The organism is Pseudomonas sp. Fl4BN1, assembly GCF_009908285.1.
Lineage (GTDB): Bacteria > Pseudomonadota > Gammaproteobacteria > Pseudomonadales > Pseudomonadaceae > Aquipseudomonas.
On record NZ_JAAARM010000025.1, the window covers coordinates 1 to 20,421 of the forward strand.

Annotated in this window: 18 protein-coding genes; 13 read left to right on the forward strand and 5 right to left on the reverse strand. The window is 63.0% G+C overall.

Going from position 1 to position 20,421, the window contains the following annotated elements:
* Nucleotides 1-161 precede the first annotated feature (161 nt).
* Together GV818_RS23715 and GV818_RS23720 are read left to right on the forward strand one after the other, a co-directional pair.
* Complete coding sequence (locus GV818_RS23715; RefSeq protein ID WP_161756282.1) at nt 162-398, forward strand: hypothetical protein; 237 nt, start codon at nt 162-164, stop codon at nt 396-398.
* A gap of 269 nt (nt 399-667) precedes the next feature.
* Nucleotides 668-1,561 (forward strand): LysR family transcriptional regulator, encoded by an 894-nt coding sequence (locus tag GV818_RS23720; protein WP_161777692.1) that lies wholly within the window; start codon nt 668-670, stop codon nt 1,559-1,561.
* Here the strand turns inward: GV818_RS23720 and GV818_RS23725 are convergent.
* The 3 genes from GV818_RS23725 to dnaQ all read right to left on the reverse strand — a co-directional run bounded on the left by GV818_RS23725 (nt 1,558) and on the right by dnaQ (nt 5,299).
* Complete coding sequence (locus GV818_RS23725; RefSeq protein ID WP_161777731.1) at nt 1,558-2,145, reverse strand: GNAT family N-acetyltransferase; 588 nt, start codon at nt 2,143-2,145, stop codon at nt 1,558-1,560. The two genes, GV818_RS23720 and GV818_RS23725, sit on opposite strands and share 4 nt — an antisense overlap.
* Nucleotides 2,146-2,159: 14 nt before the next feature.
* Complete coding sequence (locus tag GV818_RS23730; protein ID WP_161777693.1) at nt 2,160-4,415, reverse strand: Orn/Lys/Arg decarboxylase N-terminal domain-containing protein; 2,256 nt, start codon at nt 4,413-4,415, stop codon at nt 2,160-2,162.
* A gap of 146 nt (nt 4,416-4,561) precedes the next feature.
* Nucleotides 4,562-5,299, reverse strand: coding sequence for a DNA polymerase III subunit epsilon (gene dnaQ, locus GV818_RS23735; protein ID WP_161756279.1), 738 nt, complete (start codon nt 5,297-5,299; stop codon nt 4,562-4,564).
* Nucleotides 5,300-5,494: 195 nt separating this feature from the next.
* On the opposite strand from dnaQ, the gene GV818_RS23740 reads away from it, so the two are divergent.
* Nucleotides 5,495-5,818 carry a DUF2388 domain-containing protein gene (locus GV818_RS23740; RefSeq protein ID WP_161756278.1) on the forward strand — a complete coding sequence of 108 codons (324 nt, stop codon included), beginning with the start codon at nt 5,495-5,497 and terminating at the stop codon, nt 5,816-5,818.
* Nucleotides 5,819-5,968: 150 nt separating this feature from the next.
* Nucleotides 5,969-6,919: a glycerophosphodiester phosphodiesterase family protein gene (locus GV818_RS23745; protein WP_161777694.1), complete on the forward strand. Its 951-nt coding sequence runs from the start codon at nt 5,969-5,971 to the stop codon at nt 6,917-6,919.
* 16 nt (nt 6,920-6,935) lie between these two features.
* Here GV818_RS23745 and rnhA read toward each other — a convergent pair whose 3' ends face one another.
* On the reverse strand, nt 6,936-7,388 hold the full coding sequence (gene rnhA / locus GV818_RS23750) for a ribonuclease HI (protein ID WP_161756276.1): 453 nt from the start codon (nt 7,386-7,388) through the stop codon (nt 6,936-6,938).
* A gap of 106 nt (nt 7,389-7,494) precedes the next feature.
* Nucleotides 7,495-8,253, reverse strand: a complete 759-nt coding sequence (locus GV818_RS23755) for a methyltransferase domain-containing protein (protein WP_161756275.1) — start codon at nt 8,251-8,253, stop codon at nt 7,495-7,497.
* A gap of 65 nt (nt 8,254-8,318) precedes the next feature.
* On the opposite strand from GV818_RS23755, the gene gloB reads away from it, so the two are divergent.
* The 9 genes from gloB to GV818_RS23800 all read left to right on the forward strand — a co-directional run bounded on the left by gloB (nt 8,319) and on the right by GV818_RS23800 (nt 20,398).
* A complete protein-coding gene (gloB, locus tag GV818_RS23760; protein ID WP_161777695.1) occupies nt 8,319-9,086 on the forward strand; it encodes a hydroxyacylglutathione hydrolase in 768 nt (255 codons plus the stop codon).
* A 99-nt stretch (nt 9,087-9,185) separates the two neighbouring features.
* Nucleotides 9,186-10,616: a transglycosylase SLT domain-containing protein gene (locus GV818_RS23765; RefSeq protein ID WP_161756273.1), complete on the forward strand. Its 1,431-nt coding sequence runs from the start codon at nt 9,186-9,188 to the stop codon at nt 10,614-10,616.
* Nucleotides 10,617-10,841: 225 nt separating this feature from the next.
* On the forward strand, nt 10,842-12,671 hold the full coding sequence (locus GV818_RS23770; protein WP_161777696.1) for an extracellular solute-binding protein: 1,830 nt from the start codon (nt 10,842-10,844) through the stop codon (nt 12,669-12,671).
* On the forward strand, nt 12,668-14,521 hold the full coding sequence (locus tag GV818_RS23775) for an extracellular solute-binding protein (protein WP_161777697.1): 1,854 nt from the start codon (nt 12,668-12,670) through the stop codon (nt 14,519-14,521). Before GV818_RS23770 ends, GV818_RS23775 begins: the two co-directional genes overlap by 4 nt.
* 1 nt (nt 14,522) lies before the next feature.
* On the forward strand, nt 14,523-15,596 hold the full coding sequence (locus GV818_RS23780; protein WP_161756270.1) for a microcin C ABC transporter permease YejB: 1,074 nt from the start codon (nt 14,523-14,525) through the stop codon (nt 15,594-15,596).
* Between the two features lies 1 nt (nt 15,597).
* Nucleotides 15,598-16,617 (forward strand): ABC transporter permease, encoded by a 1,020-nt coding sequence (locus GV818_RS23785; protein WP_161756269.1) that lies wholly within the window; start codon nt 15,598-15,600, stop codon nt 16,615-16,617.
* A gap of 1 nt (nt 16,618) precedes the next feature.
* Entirely contained in the window at nt 16,619-18,229 is a 1,611-nt protein-coding gene (locus GV818_RS23790; RefSeq protein ID WP_161777698.1) for an ABC transporter ATP-binding protein, read from the forward strand.
* A gap of 22 nt (nt 18,230-18,251) precedes the next feature.
* A complete protein-coding gene (fabI, locus tag GV818_RS23795; RefSeq protein WP_161777699.1) occupies nt 18,252-19,046 on the forward strand; it encodes an enoyl-ACP reductase FabI in 795 nt (264 codons plus the stop codon).
* A 143-nt stretch (nt 19,047-19,189) separates the two neighbouring features.
* Entirely contained in the window at nt 19,190-20,398 is a 1,209-nt protein-coding gene (locus tag GV818_RS23800; protein WP_161777700.1) for an MFS transporter, read from the forward strand.
* The last annotated feature ends 23 nt before the right edge of the window (nt 20,399-20,421 follow it).

A 20,421-nucleotide genomic window follows, 5' to 3' on the forward strand; every position in this document is an offset into this window, starting at 1 on the left:
CACCCAACCCATTTCCCCGCATAAACCCTGCAGCCCGTTGCAGCCCGGGATGAGACCATTGGCACCGACCGATTATTTTTTTCACCGGGCAAAACTTACCCTGCACCCGCCGGGTCTACAGCACCGAAATTTGTGTGTTTTATCTCCAGAGGCTCTAAAAGATGGCAGCAGTACTTGTCGGACAATTCCATGCAAGAGATGCCGAGGGACGGGTGTACTCAGTACACGAATTCCAGGAATCCATGCCCTCGGAGGACAGCGCGACCGGCTCGGAGCCGGTGACCACTTACCGTCTGGCCATTGGCGACCGGGTCAAGAAGCTCGATGACAACCAGTTTTTGCTGGTGCAGTCGGATATAACCATCGTCCGTGAACCCGAGACTTATGTGACCGAGTGATCCTGATACACCCTGTGGTCTGTTTTCACGCCCGCTTCGTTGAAGTGTCGCCCAAGCCGATCGCCGTAACGGCGACAGGCATCGGGTGGCGCTTGAGAGATCATGCCGGGCAACGTTGTGCGCCCGCTGCGATCGAGTGCAACGGTCGCGGTGATCTCACGCTTGCTAAAGCGCCTTCGCAGCCCTGCGGCAGCCGCTACAGATTCCCGGCCTGCACTTGAGGTAGGATCGATGCTTGACTCTTCAACGGCTGGAGATGGACTTCAAGCATGCGTTTACGTCATATCGAGGTGATTCAGGCGCTTCTGCAAACCGCTCACCTGGGAACCGCCGCCGAGTTGCTGCAACTCTCGGTGGCCGAGGTCGAAGCCGTGCTGCGCGATGCTGAAAGCCAGTTGGGATTCATGCTGTTTGCCAGTGTCCGCGGGCGCTTGCAAGCCACTCGCGAAGCCCGTGAGTTGCAACCGGCGATCACCCGAGTGTATGACGCCTTCGACCCCCTGCAACGCCTGGCCGACAGCCTGAGGTTTCACCAGGCGCCACCCTTGCGCATTGTCGGCACTGCGCCTCTGGTCCAGCAACTGCTGCCCCAATGCATTGCCGCCCTGCGTCGGCGTTTCACCGACACCCCCTGCAGCCTCCTCAGCCAAAGCACCCGGGATATGGTCAACAGCCTGCTGCTGCGTGACTGCGATCTGGGCCTGAGCCTGCATGACCCTGAACACCCGGACATCCACTGTCAGCCGCTGGCCCAGGGCAAGCTGTTCCTGCTGGCGCCCCATGGCTGGCTGCAGGCGAAGCAGAAATACGTGGCCCTGCAAGATTTGGCCGGCCAGGCCATGGTCGGCCTGGAAGGCCAAGATCCGCTGAGCGTGATCCTCGCCAGCAAGTTGCAGAATCTGCGCCCCAGCCCAGTGATCCAGACCCGGGTGCAGACCTATCAGATGATGCGCAGCCTGGTGGAGGCCGGTGAAGGGCTGGCCGTCGTCGATCCCTTTACCGCTGTCGGTGCGCGTATCGCAGGGCTCGATGTCTGCCCATTGTCACCGCCCATTGGCGTCACCCTGTATGCCCTGCGACGCAGCGGCGGCGACACCTCGCCCCTGCTCAACACCCTGCTGGAGTTGCTGACCGAACAGGCCGAGGCGCTGCTGGCCGGTTAAAGCGTGGCTTGCTGGGGCTCCTCGGCAAACAGCCGGTACCAGAAGATCGCCACCTCGCCGGTCTGCGGGTCGATGCCGCGATAACGCAGGTGATCCACGCCTCCCACCACATAGCCGCAGCGCTCGTACAGGCGACAGGCCCCCAGATTGTTGTTCTGGGTCTCGAGCATCACGCCCGGCAACTGCTTCTTGCGGCTCCAGAACTGCGCCACCTCAAGCAACGCCTTGGCCACCCCATGGCGCCGCGCCGGCACATGCACCGCCAGTTCGTCGACGTGCCCGTAACCGTTCCAGTTGGTGCTGACCACCAGATGACCCACCGGCTGGTCATCGAGATAGGCCATGAAAATCTCGCTGCCCGGAGCGTTGCGATAGCTGCCGAACTCCTCCGGATCAATGCCATAGCATTTGCGATACGGCACGATCTTGCGCAACGGCCAGTCAGCCACCGCCAGGCCACGCTCGGCCTCGGCATAGGCGCTGACCTCGAAACTGAAATCACTGCCCCATACATAGGCGGCAAACCCCTCGTCAGCGACGCGGATCGCCAGGCCCGGATGCTTTGGATTCACCGCGGGTTGCAGGGCTGGAAAACTCCTCACGCTTTCACACAATCGACGGTGTACTGCCGCCCATCGCCCTGATCGTCATGTTGCAGCCCGTGCACATCGGCGACGAACCCCGGGAAGCTGCGGTCAAATGCCCGGGCAAACGCCAGGTAGTCGATGATCGAGCGAGTCGACTCGGTAAAGCGCTCGCCGGGCATGATCAGCGGAATGCCCGGCGGATACGGCACCAGCATCACCGCGGCAATACGACCCTGCAATTGATCGATGGACACCGCCTCCACCTCGCCACGCACCAGGTGGTCGTAGGCGTCGGCAGGCTTCATCGCCACCTCCGGCAACACCGTGTACATGCGCTTGAGGTGCTTGGCCGTGGCGTTGCTGCGGTAGCAGGCGTGCAACTGGTCGCACAGGTCCTGCAGGCCCATGCCCTGATACCGCACTGGGGCCTGGCCAGCCACGCTGGGCAGGCAGTTGGCGAGGCTGGCATTGGCGTCGTAGTTGCGCTTGAACTCCAGCAATTCGGTGAGCAGCGTGCTCCACTTGCCCTTGGTAATGCCCATGGAGAACAGCACCAGGAACGAATACAGCCCGGTCTTCTCCACCACCAGCCCGCGTTCCCAGAGGAACTTGCTGACCACCGCCGCAGGAGTCCCGTGCTCGCTCAGGGCCCCGCCTGCGGTAAGTCCCGGCATCACCAGGGTGACCTTGATCGGGTCAAGCAATACGTAGTCGTCGGTGACACCGGCAAAGCCGTGCCACTCGCCTTCGGGCTCCAGCAGCCAGTCGCCGGTGCGTACCTGATCGATGCCTTCGACCCGCTCCGGCTGCCAGATCGAGAACCACCAGTCATCCGCCGCAATGTTCTGCCGCAGATTGGCCAGGGCGCGTCGGAAGCTCAGGGCCTCATCGAACATCTCCTGCAACAGCGAGCGCCCCGCCGGCCCTTCCATCATCGCCGAGGCCACATCCAGGGAGGCAATGATGCTGTACTGCGGCGACGTCGAGATATGCATCATGAAGGCTTCGTTGAAGCGATCCCGGTCCAGCTGCCGGGCGCCGCCGTCCTGGACATGGATCATCGACGCCTGGCTGAAGGCCGCCAACAGCTTGTGAGTGGAATGGGTGGTGAACACCAGGGGGCTATCGGCCGAACGCGAAGTGCCCATGCCGTAGCGCCCGGCGAAAAACTCGTGAAAGGCCGCATAGGCATACCAGGCCTCGTCGAAGTGCAGCACCTCGACGCTGTTGCCCAGGCTTTGCTTGATCAGCTCGGCGTTGTAGCACAAGCCGTCGTAGGTCGAGTTGGTGACCACCGCCAACTTGACCTTGGGCGCCCGGCCACGGGTCAGAGGGTTGGCGTCGATCTTGGCCTGGATCGACTCCGGGCTGAACTCGCTCAGGGGAATCGGCCCGATGATCCCCAACTCGTTGCGCTCAGGACACAGGTACAGGGGAACCGCCCCGGTCATGATGATCGAGTGCAGCACCGACTTGTGGCAGTTGCGGTCCACCAGCACCAGGTCATCGCGGCCAACCATCGAGTGCCAGACGATCTTGTTGGCGGTGGAAGTGCCATTGATCACGAAGAAGGTGTGATCGGCGCCAAAGTTGCGCGCTGCCCGGGCCTCGGCCTCGGCCAGGGGGCCGGTGTGATCCAGCAGCGAGCCCAGCTCTGGAACCGACACCGACAGGTCCGAACGCAAGGTGTTTTCGCCGAAGAACTGATGAAATGCCTGCCCCACCGGGCTCTTGCGATACGCCACGCCACCGCCGTGCCCCGGGGTGTGCCAGGAATAGTTGGAGTCGGCAGTGTGCTGCACCAGCGCCTTGAAGAACGGCGGCAGCAGGCCATCGAGGTAATTGCGCGCGGCCCGGGCCACTTGCCGGGCCAGGAATGGCACCGTGTCTTCGAACAGGTAGAGAATGCCCCGCAACTGGTTGAGCTCGCTCATGGCATCGGCGGGGGCGTTTTCCAGGGTCATCTGCTCCCCCAGGGCGAAGATCGGCAACAGTGGCGCACGCACTCGGGCCAGGCGGATCAGCTCCACCATGTTCTGCAGCAGATGGGTATTTTCCCCGGCGCCTTCAGCGGCGATCAGCATGCAGGCCAGGCCGTGATGAGTGGAGGCTACCAACCGTCCTTCGGCGTAGTTCACCGCGGAAAAGATGCTGAATCCGTCCTTCTCCAGCTCCTGGACGATGCCCCGTACCCGATCCCCAGCGACCGTATCGGCCTTGATGTCGCGATGCACGATCAGGATCGGAAACTGCAGGTCTTTATACATGGGGCTGGACGTCCTGAGGCAGCGGGTTGGCCCCGCCAATCAACTCAGGGTAGAAGCTCCGAGCGCTTCGTGTCACCCCGGGCAAGGAGAGGGTGTAAGAAAACGTCGCTCAGGGACAATTGGCGGCTACAGAAGCCGCACATGGTTTACTGCTGGGCTTCAAGCAACTGGGTCCACAACGCCGGGGCGCCGGCAGACTTGGCGATGATCTCCAAGCGAGCCTGGTGCTCGGCCAGCTCCGCTGCGCTGGCCTGGATGATCCGGCCATGTGGGCGATCGGCAGACAAGCGGCGGATCTCCGAAGCCCGGCCCATGCCATCGCCGTCCGAGGCATTGCCCGCCAGGGACAGGCTGGTCTGCCCGCCGGTCATGGTCAGGTAGACGTCGGCCAGGATCTCGGAGTCGAGCAAGGCGCCGTGCAGTTCACGGCCGGAGTTGTCGACGCCGTAGCGTTTGCACAGGGCATCCAGGCTGTTGCGCTGCCCCGGATGGCGCTCACGGGCCATCATCAGGGTGTCGAGGATGCTGCAGTGCTGGGTGATGTCGGCCCGCTCGTGCTGGCCCATCAAGGCGAATTCGTTGTTGATGAAGCCAACGTCGAACGCCGCGTTGTGGATGATCAGCTGCGCGCCCTGGATAAAGTCGAAGAACTCGTCGGCGACTTCGGCGAAACGCGGCTTGCCCACCAGGAATTCGTTGGTGATGCCGTGGACGCCGATGGCGCCCTCATCGCTCTCGCGATCCGGTTGCAGGTAAACGTGAAAGTGCCGCCCGGTCAGGCGCCGACCGAGCAACTCGACGCAGCCGATTTCAATGATCCGGTGACCGTCGGTCACCGGCATACCGGTGGTTTCGGTATCGAGTACAACAGATCTGGTGGCCATCAGTGGTCAGCTCTCAACGGTGGAAGTGTTTCAAAGCGCGGGATTTTAGCACGCTCTGGCGGCATGACGCGCATGGCCGATTCGACCGGCAACAACCTGCGCAGTTTTTAACAATCCTTCGCAAAGCTCATGCAGTTCCTCCCACAGCAAAGCGCTAGGGTGCCCGACGATATTTTCCACGGACCCTGCCCAACCATGCCCCCCAGCAAAACCCGACTGGCCTGTGTGCTCTGTGCCTGCCTGTTCGCCGAGTTCGCCCAGGCCAGCGCCCTGGTGATCAGCACCGACATCAGCATGAGCCTGACCCTGAGTTCAACCCAAGGCAGCTCCAAAGCCAGCAGTTCATTCAAGGACGACAAACTCGTGCTCGCCGCCAGGACCGATGCCGCGGCCTTTGTCGCCAGCGCCGGCGAGATCCGCAGCGCCCGGCTGGAAGCCGCCCTGCAGCACATTCGCCAGGGGCTCGGCGCCGTGCCCCATACCGACCTGCAACTGGCCAGCGCCATGCTCGCGCTCTGAGCCTGCCGCCTCCTGACAGCCAACGGGGCTAATTCGTCTCGCACACCCGGCGTTTCTTTATATGAGCCAGGCCATTGCGCTACCGTACGGCCTCACTCAGGCGCACGGGCGATACCCGGCCTTGCCCTCATGCCCAGGAACCGTCCGCCCATGTTCGTGACTCGACAGATGCTCCCTCTGTTACTGGCCCTGGCCGGCATCAGTGGCTGTTCTTCCCCTCCAACCACCGACAGCAACACCGGACAACGGCCGCTGATCGTCGCCCATCGTGGCGGCGCCGCGGACTTTCCCGAGAACACCCTGCTGGCCATCGACAACGCCTTGCGCAATGGCGCCGACATGCTTTGGCTGACGGTGCAACTAAGCCGCGATGGCGTGCCGGTGCTGTACCGACCCCCGGACCTGAGCGCCAATACCCAGGCCCGCGGCGCGGTCAACGAACACACCCTGGCGCAGTTGCAGGCGCTGAACGCCGGCTGGAACTTCCGGCAGACAGCGGCCAATGGCCAGGTGACATATCCCTACCGCGACCAGCCAGTGAGCCTGCCATCATTGCGTCAGGCGCTGGCGGCGATCCCCGACTCGGTACCGGTGATTCTCGACATGAAGGCCTTGCCGGCCGCTCCCCAGGCCCTGGCCGTCGCCCGGTTGCTGGAGCAGTTGCAGGCCTGGGACCGGGTGCTGATCTATTCCACCGATGCCAGCTACCAGCAGGCTTTCGCGGCCTATCCCCAGGCCCGGCTGTTCGAATCCAGGGACAGCACCCGGGATCGCCTGGCCAGCGTAGCCCTCGCCCACAGCTGCAGCGCGCCGCCCGCTCCAGGCACTTGGGTGGCCTTCGAGTACCGGCGCTCGGTGCAGTTGGTCGAGAGCTTCACCCTGGGCGAAGCCCGCTCCCGGGTCGATGCCCGGCTGTGGACGCCCGTCGCGGTGGATTGCTTTCAATCGAAGGGCCAGGTGCGCATGCTGGCGATCGGCATCAATACCGTCGAGGACTATCAGGCGGCCGCCTGCCTGAAGATCGATGCCGTGCTGGTGGATTCGCCCCGGGCGATGGGGGACATGAAGCAGCGGCTCGAACGGCCGCTGCCTTGCCACTGACTGCCCGCTCAGGGCATCAGGGCTGCTTGTAGCCGCGGACCTCGTCGACGCCGCGGTTGGCCAGCTGGTCGGCCCGCTCGTTGCCGTGATGGCCGGTGTGGCCGCGCACCCATTTCCAGGTGACGTTGTGGCGGTTGACCTGCTCATCCAGTTGCTGCCACAGATCGGCGTTCTTCACCGGCTCCTTGGCGGCGGTCTTCCAGCCGCGCTTCTTCCAGTTGGCCATCCACTCGTTGATGCCCTTCATCACATACTGCGAGTCGGTGACCAGCAACACATCGCACTCACGCTTGAGTTCTTCCAGGCCGCGAATCGCTGCCATCAGCTCCATGCGATTGTTGGTGGTGTTGGCCTCGCCACCCCAGAGTTCTTTCTCGATCCCCTTGCACACCAGCAATGCGCCCCAGCCACCCGGGCCGGGATTACCCTTGCAGGCGCCGTCGGTAAAGATTTCCACGCTATCGCTCATTCACGCCTTCCATCAAAAAATTGCCATGACCCAGCCGAACGGAATCGGCAAGGCCCAAGGCCGAGAGGCTCGGCCGGGTTTATATAAAGAGGGTTTCGACAGGTCATCAGGGTTCGCTGTTACGCCGATTGACCTTGGCCATGGGCAGCGGCACCAGCTTGCCCATCGGTTCGCGCCGCACCTGGCGGACCGGACGCAGGCCCACGGCAATCTTGCGCGCCACCAGCAGATAGAAGCCGCCACCGGACAGTTGCCAGCGTCCAGCCCGGCGCTCCCAGCCCGCCAGTCGCGCCTGCCATGCTGGCGACGCAAGCGGCGGACGATAGCACCCGAAGCGGCGTTTCTCCAGCGCAAAGCCCAGCAGGTTGAGCCAGTCGCCGACCCGCGACGGGGCAATGCAGCGAGCCTGGCGCAAAGCATCATGGGCGAAGACATGGCGCAAGCCCCAGGTGCTCCAGGGGTTGATCCCGATAATCAACAAGTGGCCACCAGGACGCACGCTGCTGGCCGCCTCTCGCAACAGGCCGTGAGGCGACAGGCAGAAGTCCAGGCCGTGCTGCAGCACCACCACGTCGGCAGCGTGCTCGCTCAAGGGCCAGGCCTGTTCCTCGCAGACAATCTCGACCCCGGGCAACGGCGCACCCAGCCGTACATTGCGCTGCACCTGGGGCGCCGACGGCGGGGTTTGCGCCGAAGGCCCGTAGTGCACCAGGTAGCCACCGAAGAAGCGCCCAAGCTCTTCTTCAAGCATGCGCCGCTCTTCATCCAGCAGGAGTTGCCCAATGGGGCCGGACAACCAGTCCCGGGCAGCACTGATCAGGGCCAGCCAGTCGGGATCTGCCTGAGCGAAGGCTTTATCGGTCATTGCATTCTCCAACACGCCAAGAAGCTCTAAGATGCGCCATTGTTTTCCGCTTGGCGAATTCGACGATGATACAGATCAGTGCCCTGCCCGCCTTCACCGATAACTACATCTGGTTGTTACAGGATCACCGCAGCCAACGCTGCGCAGTGGTCGACCCGGGGGATGCGGCACCGGTGCTGACCTGGCTGGAACAGCACCCGGGCTGGGTGCTCAGCGACATTCTGATCACCCACCATCACCACGATCACGTCGGCGGCGTCGAACGCCTGAAGCAACACAGCGGTGCCACGGTGTACGGCCCGGCACGGGAAAAGATCCCCGGCCGCGACGTGGCCCTGGACGACAACGACCGCGCCAGCATCCTCGGCTGGGACTTCGAGGTGTTCGCCGTGCCCGGCCATACCCTGGGGCATATCGCCTATTACCACCACGGGCTGCTGTTCTGCGGCGACACGCTGTTCGCCGCCGGTTGTGGGCGCCTGTTCGAAGGCACGGCGCAACAGATGCATCAGTCCCTCGGCCGCCTCGCCGCGCTGCCGGACGACACCCTGATCTATTGCACCCACGAATACACCCTGAGCAACCTGCGCTTCGCCCAGGCGGTCGAGCCGAGCAATCCGGACATCGCCCAGCGCCTGGAGAAGGTCACCCAGATGCGTGAGCACGGGCAGATGAGCCTGCCGTCGACCCTGGCCCTGGAGAAGCTGACCAACCCTTTTTTACGCACCGGCGAAACATCTGTTAAACAAAAAGCGGACGAACGGACCGGCCAGGATAACCCGTCGCAGAGTGCGGTTTTTGCGGCCCTGAGAGCCTGGAAAGATAAGTTCTAAGCAGGCTATCGATTGGTACAGAAATTCTGAATGGTTGACCGCACCCCGGGTGCTTCCTAGAATCGCCCGACATTTTTGCCCGGAACTTACTTCCAGCCAATGTCGTCATCTATTCGTTATTCCATCAGTTCGGACGCATTGACGCGCTTGGCCCAGGCCATCGCGGTAGCTGTGTCAGCGACTCTTGCGGGCTGCCAAAGCACCGGCCATGCCCCGCAGAGCGACGCGACACACACCCAGAATTTCAACGCCCGCATCAAGCAAAAACCCATCTGGCTGAGCAAAGAACCCAGCCCGCAAGTTTCCCAGGACGTCTGGGAACGCATGCGCCAGGGGTTCCAACTGCAAGACGGCCTGGGCGTCAACCCGCGTATTGAACAACAACGCCTGTGGTTCGCCAGCAACCCTTCCTTCCTGGAAAACGCCGGCGAGCGCGGCAGCTTGTATATCCACTACATCGTCGAGCGCCTCGAAGAGCGCAACATGCCGCTGGAACTGGCCTTGCTGCCAGTGATCGAAAGCGCCTACAACCCGATGGCCTATTCCCGGGCCGATGCAGCGGGCCTGTGGCAATTCGTCCCGGCCACCGGCCGCTACTTCAACCTGCGCCAGACCCGTTTCTACGATGGCCGCCGCGACATCACCGCCTCGACCACCGCGGCCATGGACTACCTGAGCCGCCTGCACGATATGTTCAACGGCGACTGGCTACTGGCACTCGCGGCCTACAACGCCGGCGAAGGCACCGTGAGCCGGGCCATCGAGCGCAACGAGAAGCTCGGCCTGCCCACCGACTACTGGAACCTGCCGCTGCCGGCAGAAACCCAGGCTTACGTGCCCAAGCTGCTGGCCTTGTCCCAGGTGGTACTGACCCCGGAAGCCTACGGCGTCAATCTCAACCCGATTGCCAACGAACCCTACTTCCAGGTGGTGGAAATCAACCAGCGCATGGACCTGTCCAAGGTCGCGGCGGTGGCCAACATTGACGAGGACGAGCTGTTCCAGCTCAACCCGGCGTTCAAGCAGCGCACCACCATCGATGGCCCGCAACACCTCTTGGTACCCACCTCCAAGGCACAGCTGCTGACCACCAGCCTGTCCACGATGAAACCTGAAGAGCTGATCAGCAAGCGCTCCCTCAAGCCGGTGTTCGACCGCGATGACGGACGTGACTCGCTGCGGCCCAAGCGTCTGTATCGGGTCAAGAACGGCGACAATCTGACGCTGATCGCCAAGGCCAACAAGGTCGACGTCCAGGACCTGCAACGCTGGAACAAGCTCAGCGGCAAGAATCTCAAGGTCGGCCAGACCCTGGTCATGCAGGACACCCGCAAGGTCGCCAGCAAGAAAACCAGCGTGGCCAGCAGCGGGAAAAAGAAGTCGACCCAGTACAAGGTCAAGCAAGGCGACTCGCTGTATATGGTGGCCAAGCGTTTCAACGTTGAAATGCAGCACCTCAAGCGCTGGAACCCGCGTGCCGCCCAAGCCCTCAAACCAGGCCAGATGCTCACCGTCTACCTGTCGCATTAAGGTCTTGAGCCTGTAGCCGCTGGCTGGCCGGCGAACCACGAAGCACCCAGGCGGCTGCACCGCTGGTTCGCTGGCAAGCCGGCTCCTGCAAGACCTTTCCAAGCCTTTACCGCCCCCCTCAAGGGAATTGCGCAACGCCTGCGCAAGCGAGCTTTTTCCTGCGGATACAAGCTGTTACTGTACGGAGCACAAAGCCCAAGTCGCCTGGATCGGATCTCTGACTCGATGCGTCCCCTCCTTCTGCTCTTCATCAGTCTGGCCTTGAGCTTTCCTGCAAGCGCAACGATCACTGAAAGTCATGGTTATGCGCAGTTTGGCACGCTCAAGTACCCGACAAAATTCACCCACTTCGACTGGGTCAATCCCGTGGCGCCCAAGGGCGGCACCTTGCGGGTCATGGCCTTTGGCACCTTCGACACCCTCAACCCCTACACCTTCAAGGGCACCAGCCCGATCACCACGCCGAACTTCCTGCAGTACGGGGTCAACGAGCTGAATGAGCCGTTGATGGTCGGCACCGGCCTCTACGCGCCTTCTGGCGACGAACCCACTTCCAGCTACGGCTTGATCGCCCGCTCCGTGGAATACAGCGAGGACCGCAGTTGGGTGGTGTTCAACCTGCGCCCCGAAGCACGCTTCCACGACGGCAAACCGATCACGGCCTACGACGTGGCGTTTTCCTACCGCCTGCTGCTCAAGGAGGGCCATCCGCAATACCGCACCAACCTGCAAGAAGTGCAGCGGGTGGACATCCTCGGCCCGCAACGCATCCGCTTCGTATTCAAGCGCGCCGGCAACCCCCTGCTGATCCTGCGCCTGGGCGAACTGCCTGTGCTGCCCCAGCACTACTGGAAAGACCGCGACTTCAAGGCCACCACCTTCACCCCGCCCCTGGGCAGCGGCCCCTATCGCATCAGCCAGGTGCAGCCCGGGCGCCAACTGCTTTTCGAACGAGTGAAGGACTACTGGGGCAAGGATTTACCGGTCAACCGCGGCTTCAACAATTTCGATCGGGTCGAGGTGGAATTCTACCGCGACAGCGACGTCGCCTTCGAAGCCTTCAAGGCCGGTGAGTTCGACATCTACATCGAGCACCAGGCGAAAAACTGGGCCAACGGCTACAACTTCCCGGCGGTCAATCGTGGCGATGTGATCAAGGCCCAGGTCGCGCACCAGATTCCGACCCAGACCCAGGGCCTGTTCATGAACACCCGGCGCAGCACCTTCGCCGACATGCGGGTGCGCGAAGCGCTGGGCATGATGTTCGACTTCGAGTGGACCAACCGCACCCTGTTCAGCGGCGCCTACCAGCGTGCCCTGAGCTACTACCCCAATAGCGAGTTCTCCGCCACCGGAGTGCCGGTGGGCCACGAATGGCTCCTGCTCTCGCCCTATCGCGAGCAACTGCCGGCCGCCCTCTTCAGCCAGGCCTTCAGCCTGTCCCGCACGGACGGCCGCGGCATCCCCAGGGAGACCCTGCGCCGGGCCCTGGGCCTGCTCGCCGAGGCTGGCTGGAAGCTCAACGGCCAGCGCCTGCAGAACAGCGCCGGACAACCCCTGCGCTTCGAGTTGATGCTGGTCAACCCCAACCTGGAACGGATTCTCCAACCCTATGTGGAGAACCTGGCCAGCATCGGCATCGATGCCCGCCTGCGCACCGTGGACCGGGCGCAGTACAAGCAACGCCTGGATCAGTTCGACTACGACATGATCCTCATGACCCTCAACCAGACCCTGAGCCCGGGACTGGAGCAATGGCAGTACTTCCACTCCAGCCAGGTCGGGGTCAAGGGCAGCAAGAACTACGCTGGCATCAATCACCCGGTGGTCGATCACCTGCTGGAGCAACTGCTGGCGGCCCAGAGTCGCGACGAGCAGCTGGCTGCCGGTCGGGCCCTGGACCGGGTGCTGCTGTGGCAGCACTACATGATTCCTAACTGGTACCTCAATTATCACCGCCTGGCCTACCGTAACCGGTTCGCCTTCGTCACCACGCCGCCCTACAACCTGGGGCTCAATGCCTGGTGGCTGAAGTCTTTGGAGAACACCCAATGATGCCTTTGCGTGCCCTGTTCCTGCGCACCAGCGGCTTGTTGTTCGGCGTCATCGCCTGCTGTGCCCAGGCTGCGCCACAACATGCCCTGACCCTCTACGGCGAGGCGCCGAAGTACCCGGAGAACTTCCAGAACTTCGGCTTCGTCAACCCGGATGCGCCCAAGGGCGGGACCTTCCGCATGGCCGGTTTTGGCAGTTTCGACAGCCTCAACCCGTTCATCAGCAAGGGCGTGCCCGAGCTCAATATCGGCCTGATCTACGACACCCTGATGGCCCAGAGCCTGGATGAGCCGTTCACCGAATACGGACTGGTGGCGGGCAAGATCGAGAAGGCCGCGGACAATAGCTGGGTGCGCTTCTACCTGCGGCCCGAGGCCCGCTTCAACGACGGCCAGCCGCTGCGAGCCGAGGATGTGGTGTTCAGCTTCCAGACCCTGATGAGCGCCGGCTCGCCGCTGTACCGCGGTTACTACGCCGACGTCGACCAGGTGATTGCCGAAGACCCGCTGCGGGTGCTGTTCAAGTTCAAGCACAACAACAACCGCGAGTTGCCGCTGATCCTCGGCCAGTTGACCATCCTGCCCAAGCACTGGTGGGAACACCGGGACTTTGCCAAGAGCAACCTGGAAGTGCCCCTGGGCAGCGGCCCCTACCGGGTGAGCGAGGTCAAGGCCGGGCGCTCGATCCGCTACGAGCGGGTCAAGGACTACTGGGCCAAGGACCTGCCGGTCAATCGCGGCTTCTACAACTTCGACACCATTACCAGCGACTACTACCGCGATAACACGGTGGCCCTGGAAGCCCTCAAGGCCGGCCAGTTCGACTACTGGCTGGAAATGAGTGCGAAGAACTGGGCCAACGCCTACAACACCCCCGCCGTGGCCCAGGGCCGACTGATCAAGGAACAGATCGCCAACGGCAACCCCACCGGCATGCAGGGTTTTGTCTTCAACACCCGGCGCCCGATGTTCCAGGATGTGCGGGTGCGCCATGCCCTGAGCCTGCTGCTGGACTTCGAGTGGAGCAACAAGCAGCTGTTCAACGGGGCCTACACCCGTACCCGCAGCTACTTCGAGAATTCGGAAATGGCCGCCACCGGCCTGCCAGGGCCTGAGGAGCTGGCCATCCTCGAACCGCTGCGAGAGAAGATTCCCCAACAGGTGTTCAACGAGGCATTCTCCCCCTCGGTGTGCGACGGCAGCGGCATGATCCGCGCCCAGCAGCGGCGCGCCTACCAGTTGCTGCAGGAAGCCGGCTGGCACATCGTCGACGACAAGATGGTGGACGCCCAGGGCAAACCGCTAGTGATCGAGTTCCTCCTGGCCCAGACCGAGTTCGAACGCGTGCTGCTGCCGTTCAAGCGCAACCTCAGCGACCTGGGGATCGATCTGGTGATCCGTCGGGTCGACGTGTCCCAATACATCACCCGGGTGCGCTCGCGGGACTTCGACATGATCGTCGGCAGCTTCCCGCAATCCAACTCCCCGGGTAACGAGCAACGAGAGTTCTGGATGTCCTCCAGCGCCGACAAGCCCGGTAGCCGCAACTACATCGGCCTCAAGGACCCGGCCATCGACAGCCTGGTGGAAAGCCTGATCAACGCCGACTCGCGCACGAGCCTGGTAGCCCACGCCCGCGCCCTGGACCGAGTCCTGCAATGGGGCTACTACGTGATCCCCAACTGGCACATCAAGACCTGGCGCGTAGCCTACTGGGACCATATCGGCCACCCGCAAGTCGCGCCCAAATACGACATCGGCATCAACACCTGGTGGATCAAGCCCGGCGCCAAGCCGGCCGTGGATCCGGCTGCGGACAACCAGGCGGCCCCGGCCGAAACGGTGTATTGAGATGCTGGCCTATATCGTTCGCCGCCTGCTGCTGATCATCCCCACCCTGCTGGGCATCCTGCTGATCAACTTCGTGATCATCCAGGCCGCCCCCGGTGGCCCGGTGGAACAGATGATCGCCAAGCTCGAGGGTTTCGAAGGCGCCACCAGCCGCATCGCCGGCGGTGGCGCCGAAGTCTCGGTGGCCGGCTCCAGCTACCGCGGCGCCCAGGGCCTGGACCCGGCCCTGATCAAGGAAATCGAGCACATGTACGGCTTCGACAAGTCGGCGCCGGAACGCCTGTGGATCATGATCAAGAACTACGCCACCCTGGATTTCGGCAACAGTTTCTTCCGTGACGCCAAGGTGGTGGACCTGATCAAGGAAAAATTCCCGGTGTCGATCTCCCTGGGGTTGTGGAGCACCCTGATCATGTACCTGGTGTCGATCCCCCTGGGGATCGCCAAGGCCACCCGCCATGGCAGCCACTTCGACGTCTGGACCAGCTCGGCGATCATTGTCGGTTACGCGATCCCGGCCTTCCTGTTCGCCATCCTGCTGATCGTGGTGTTCGCCGGCGGCAGCTACTTCAACTGGTTCCCCTTGCGCGGCCTGACCTCCAACGACTTCGACCAGCTGAGCTGGGGCCGCAAGATCCTCGATTACTTCTGGCACCTGGCACTGCCGGTCACCGCCCTGGTGATCGGCCACTTCGCCACCATGACCCTGCTGACCAAGAACAGCTTCCTCGACGAGATCAACAAGCAATACGTGGTCACCGCCAAGGCCAAGGGCCTGACCCAGCGCCGGGTGCTCTACGGCCATGTGTTCCGCAACGCCATGCTGCTGGTGATCGCCGGTTTCCCCTCGGCCTTCATCGGTATCTTCTTCACCGGCTCCCTGCTGGTGGAAGTGATCTTCTCCCTCGACGGCCTGGGCCTGATGAGCTTCGAAGCGGCGATCAACCGCGACTACCCGGTGGTGTTCGGCACGCTGTTCATCTTCACCCTGCTGGGGCTGGTGGTGAAGCTGATCGGCGACCTGACCTACACCCTGGTGGACCCACGCATCGACTTCGACAGCCGGGAGCATTGAGATGAACCTGTCCCCCCTCAATCGCCGGCGCTTCGAGCGCTTCAAGGCCAACAAGCGCGGCTGGTGGTCGCTGTGGCTGTTCCTGGTGCTGTTCATCCTGAGCCTGGGCGCCGAGCTGATCGCCAACGACAAGCCGCTGGTGGTGCACTACGAAGGCGGCTGGTACTTCCCGGCGCTCAAGCGCTATCCGGAAACCACCTTCGGCGGCGAGTTCCCCCTGGAAGCCAACTACAAGAGCCCCTACATCCGCGAGTTGCTGGCGCAGAAGGACGCCTGGGTGCTCTGGGCGCCGATTCCCTTCAGCTACCAGAGCATCAACTACGACCTGCGCGTACCAGCGCCGGCACCACCCTCGGCGGACAATCTGCTGGGCACCGACGACCAGGGCCGCGATGTCCTGGCGCGGGTGATCTACGGCTTTCGCGTGTCGGTGCTGTTCGCCCTGACCCTGACCATCCTCAGTTCCATCATCGGCGTCATCGCCGGGGCCCTGCAGGGCTTCTACGGCGGCTGGGTGGACCTGGTGGGCCAGCGTTTCCTGGAGATCTGGTCCGGGCTGCCGGTGCTCTACCTGCTGATCATCCTCGCCAGCTTCGTCCAGCCAAACTTCTGGTGGCTGCTGGGGATCATGCTGCTGTTCTCCTGGATGAGCCTGGTGGACGTGGTGCGCGCCGAGTTCCTGCGTGGGCGCAACCTGGAGTACGTGCGTGCGGCCAGGGCCCTGGGCATGCAGAACGGCGCCATCATGTTTCGCCACATCCTGCCCAACGCCATGGTCTCCACCATGACCTTCATGCCCTTCATCCTCACTGGCGCCATTGGCACCCTGACCGCCCTGGACTTCCTCGGTTTCGGCCTGCCCCCGGGCGCGCCGTCCCTGGGAGAACTGGTGGCCCAGGGCAAATCCAACCTGCAGGCGCCGTGGCTGGGCATGAGCGCGTTTGCCGTGCTGGCGCTGATGCTCAGCCTGCTGGTGTTCATCGGCGAGTCCGCCCGTGATGCCTTCGACCCGAGGAAATGACATGACCCAGGACAACCTGATCGAAGTCCGCGACCTGGCGGTCGAGTTCGTGGCCGGCGAGCACCGCCAGCGGGTGGTGGAAGGCATCAGCTTCGACATCAAACGCGGTGAAACCCTGGCCCTGGTGGGTGAAAGCGGCTCCGGCAAATCGGTGACCGCGCACTCGATCCTGCGCCTGTTGCCCTACCCCCTGGCCCAACATCCGTCCGGCGTCATCAACTACTCCGGACATGACCTGCTGACCCTGAGCGAGAAGAGCCTGCGGCATATTCGCGGCAACCGCATCGCGATGATCTTCCAGGAACCCATGACCTCGCTGAACCCACTGCACTCGATCGAGAAGCAGATCAACGAAGTTCTGGGCATCCACAAGGGTTTGAGCGGCAAGGTCGCCACCCAACGCACCCTGGAACTGCTGGAGCTGGTGGGCATTCCCGAGCCGCACAAGCGCCTCAAGGCCCTGCCCCACGAGCTGTCCGGCGGCCAGCGGCAACGGGTGATGATCGCCATGGCCCTGGCCAACGAGCCAGAGCTGCTGATCGCCGACGAGCCGACCACGGCCCTGGACGTCACCGTGCAGTTGAAGATCCTCGAGCTGCTCAAGGAGCTGCAGGCACGCCTGGGCATGGCGCTGCTGCTGATCAGCCACGACCTGAATCTGGTGCGGCGCATTGCCCACCGGGTCTGCGTCATGCAGAAGGGTTGCATCGTCGAACAGGCGGCCTGTGAAGATCTGTTCCGTGCGCCGCAGCATCCCTATACCCGGGAACTGCTGGCGGCGGAGCCCAGCGGCCTGCCCGCGACCAATGAAATCGGCCCGCCGCTGCTGGAAGTGGACAACCTCAAGGTCTGGTTCCCGATCAAGAAAGGCCTGCTGCGCAGCACCGTGGATCACGTCAAGGCCGTGGACGGCATCCACTTCAGCCTGCCCCAGGGCCAGACCCTGGGCATCGTCGGTGAAAGCGGCTCGGGCAAGTCGACCCTGGGCCTGGCGATCCTGCGGCTGATTGCCAGCCAGGGCGGGATTCGTTTCGAGGGCCAGCAACTGGACGCCCTGTCCCAGCAACAGGTGCGGCCGCTGCGGCGGGAAATGCAGGTGGTATTCCAGGACCCCTATGGCAGCCTCAGCCCGCGCATGAGCGTGAGCCAGATCGTGGGCGAAGGCTTGCGCATCCACAAGATAGGCAGCGAACAGGAGCAGGAACACGCGATCATCGAAGCACTCAAGGAAGTGGGACTGGACCCGGAAACCCGGCACCGCTATCCCCATGAGTTTTCCGGTGGCCAACGCCAGCGCATCGCCATCGCCCGAGCCCTGGTGCTCAAGCCGCGGCTGATCCTGCTGGACGAGCCGACCTCGGCCCTGGATCGCACCGTACAACGCCAGGTGGTGGAACTGCTGCGCAGGCTGCAGAGCAAATACAACCTGACCTACTTGTTCATCAGCCATGACCTGGCGGTGGTCAAGGCCCTGAGCCACCAGTTGATGGTGATCAAGCACGGCCAGGTGGTGGAACAGGGTGACGCGCGCAGTATCTTTGCCGTCCCACAACATCCCTACACACGGCAATTGCTGGAAGCCGCCTTCCTGGCTCCGGCAAGCGCCGAATAATCTGCAACAGGAGTAGCAACCTATGGGTTTTCTCGCTGGGAAGCGTGTGCTGATCGTCGGTGTCGCCAGCAAGCTGTCGATCGCCTCCGGCATTGCCGCCGCCATGCACCGTGAAGGCGCCGAGCTGGCCTTCACTTATCAGAACGACAAACTCAAGGGCCGGGTCGAAGAGTTCGCCACAGGCTGGGGCTCAAGCCCCGAACTGTGCTTCCCTTGCGATGTGGCCAGCGACGAGCAGATCGCCCAGGTCTTCACTGAACTCGGAAAACAATGGGACGGCCTGGACTGCATCGTCCACTCCGTGGGTTTTGCTCCCGGCGACCAGCTCGAAGGCGACTTCACCGACGCCACCACCCGTGAGGGCTTTCGCATTGCCCACGACATCAGCGCCTACAGCTTCGTGGCCCTGGCCAAGGCCGCTCGCGAGCTGATGAAGGGCCGCAACGGCAGCCTGCTGACCCTGTCCTATCTGGGCGCCGAGCGCACCATGCCCAACTACAACGTGATGGGCATGGCCAAGGCCTCCCTGGAAGCCGGCGTACGCTACCTGGCGGGCTCCCTGGGCCCTGAAGGCACCCGGGTCAACGCCGTCTCCGCCGGGCCGATCCGCACCCTGGCCGCCTCGGGAATCAAGAACTTCCGCAAGATGCTGGCAGCCAACGAAGCGCAAACCCCGCTGCGGCGCAACGTCACCATCGAAGAGGTCGGCAACGCCGGCGCCTTCCTCTGCTCGGACCTGGCATCCGGCATCAGCGGCGAGATCATGTACGTTGACGGCGGCTTCAACACCACCGCCATGGGCAACCTCGAAGAGTAACCCTCGCTGGCTGGCCTTGGGCAGTGCTGGCACCGCCCAAGGCCTTGCGGGAGCAAAACCCCGGCCCGGTGCAAGGATGAAGTGCCGCGGCTTTTTTGAGCGCGATGCCCACCGCGTGACGTTCAACCAATCAGGACTTAGCGATGCCTGAAGCAAAGGATTGCCAACCCGCGACCAGCAAGTTCGCTGCCGTGGTACTGCTGATGACCATGGTCATGCTGGGTGTATTCCCGATTGACGTCCTGCTGCCCTCCTTCCCTTCCTTGTCTCGGCACTTCGGCACCACAACGTCGGACATCGCCTTGTCCGTCAGTCTGTTTGCCGTCGGCATTTCCCTCTCGCAATTGCTGATTGGCCCCTTGTCCGATGCTCTCGGCCGCAAGAGCCTGCTGCTGGCCGGCATGCTGGTCTCGACAATCGGCGCATTGGGCTGCGCCTGGGCCACGGACTACTCTTGTTTCCTGCTGTTTAGGCTGGTCCAGGCGCTGGGTTGTGGCTGTTTCGTGCTGTCCCAGGCGCTGGTCCAGGACCTGTTCATCGGCAAGCAGCGCGAGCGCCTGCGAATCCTCATGGTGACGGCCAGTGGGGTGTGCATTTCCGTCTCACCGCTGGCCGGCACACTGTTGCAGGAGTGGCTGGACTGGCCAGGCAGCTTCTATCTGTTCAGTGCCATTGCCGCGCTGGCGTTCTTCAGGGCCCTGGTATCGCTGGACAACCCACCCGTCCCTCTCACCTCGCAGCGCATCCAGATCTTCAAGGCCTACCGACAGCTCTGCAGTCACTTCAGCTTCATGGCCTACTGGCTCATTTGCGCCATCGTGTTTGCCTGCCACTTCTCCTTTATCGTGGTCTCGCCGCTGATATTCATCGAGCAGCTGCAGATGAGCAGCTATGAGTTTTCACTGATGCTGCTGCTCTATGGTGCGGCCTATGTCCTGGGCGGCACCCTCGCGGGGGTGCTGAACAAACGCCTGCAATCCACCACGCAGATCGTCACCGGGCTGTACCTGATTCTCTTCGCCGGGCTGAGCATGGCGTTGCTGTCGAGCCAGTACGGCCTGACCCCGGCAACAGTGCTGGTACCCATGATCATCTGCACCGCAGGCACCACCATCGCGCGCCCGGCGGCCACCTCCAGGGCCATGGAGGTGTTTGCCGACTACGCCGGCACATCGGCCTCGGTGGGCAATACCCTGATCTTTATCAGCGGCGGGCTGATCAGCGCCCTGGTCAACCTCAGCCCTTATGACCTGCAGTTGACCCTGGCCATCAGCTTTGTGCTCCTGAGCAGTGTTGGCTTGCTGATCAACGCAGGCATCAACCGTCGCGCCAAGGTGCCCAGCCTGGCATGAAGCCTGGGCCAGGCCCTGGGCAA

Excerpts from the sequence above, each read along its gene's own strand:
- GV818_RS23730 (WP_161777693.1), bottom strand. The coding sequence starts at position 4,415 with ATGTATAAAGACCTGCAGTTTCCGATCCTGATCGTGCATCGCGACATC.
- dnaQ (WP_161756279.1), bottom strand. The coding sequence starts at position 5,299 with ATGGCCACCAGATCTGTTGTACTCGATACCGAAACCACCGGTATGCCG.
- GV818_RS23765 (WP_161756273.1), top strand. The coding sequence starts at position 9,186 with ATGTCGTCATCTATTCGTTATTCCATCAGTTCGGACGCATTGACGCGC.
- GV818_RS23790 (WP_161777698.1), top strand. The coding sequence starts at position 16,619 with ATGACCCAGGACAACCTGATCGAAGTCCGCGACCTGGCGGTCGAGTTC.
- GV818_RS23780 (WP_161756270.1), top strand. The coding sequence starts at position 14,523 with ATGCTGGCCTATATCGTTCGCCGCCTGCTGCTGATCATCCCCACCCTG.
- GV818_RS23755 (WP_161756275.1), bottom strand. The coding sequence starts at position 8,253 with ATGACCGATAAAGCCTTCGCTCAGGCAGATCCCGACTGGCTGGCCCTG.
- GV818_RS23785 (WP_161756269.1), top strand. The coding sequence starts at position 15,598 with ATGAACCTGTCCCCCCTCAATCGCCGGCGCTTCGAGCGCTTCAAGGCC.
- GV818_RS23770 (WP_161777696.1), top strand. The coding sequence starts at position 10,842 with ATGCGTCCCCTCCTTCTGCTCTTCATCAGTCTGGCCTTGAGCTTTCCT.
- gloB (WP_161777695.1), top strand. The coding sequence starts at position 8,319 with ATGATACAGATCAGTGCCCTGCCCGCCTTCACCGATAACTACATCTGG.
- rnhA (WP_161756276.1), bottom strand. The coding sequence starts at position 7,388 with ATGAGCGATAGCGTGGAAATCTTTACCGACGGCGCCTGCAAGGGTAAT.
- GV818_RS23775 (WP_161777697.1), top strand. The coding sequence starts at position 12,668 with ATGATGCCTTTGCGTGCCCTGTTCCTGCGCACCAGCGGCTTGTTGTTC.
- fabI (WP_161777699.1), top strand. The coding sequence starts at position 18,252 with ATGGGTTTTCTCGCTGGGAAGCGTGTGCTGATCGTCGGTGTCGCCAGC.
- GV818_RS23715 (WP_161756282.1), top strand. The coding sequence starts at position 162 with ATGGCAGCAGTACTTGTCGGACAATTCCATGCAAGAGATGCCGAGGGA.
- GV818_RS23800 (WP_161777700.1), top strand. The coding sequence starts at position 19,190 with ATGCCTGAAGCAAAGGATTGCCAACCCGCGACCAGCAAGTTCGCTGCC.
- GV818_RS23720 (WP_161777692.1), top strand. The coding sequence starts at position 668 with ATGCGTTTACGTCATATCGAGGTGATTCAGGCGCTTCTGCAAACCGCT.
- GV818_RS23745 (WP_161777694.1), top strand. The coding sequence starts at position 5,969 with ATGTTCGTGACTCGACAGATGCTCCCTCTGTTACTGGCCCTGGCCGGC.
- GV818_RS23740 (WP_161756278.1), top strand. The coding sequence starts at position 5,495 with ATGCCCCCCAGCAAAACCCGACTGGCCTGTGTGCTCTGTGCCTGCCTG.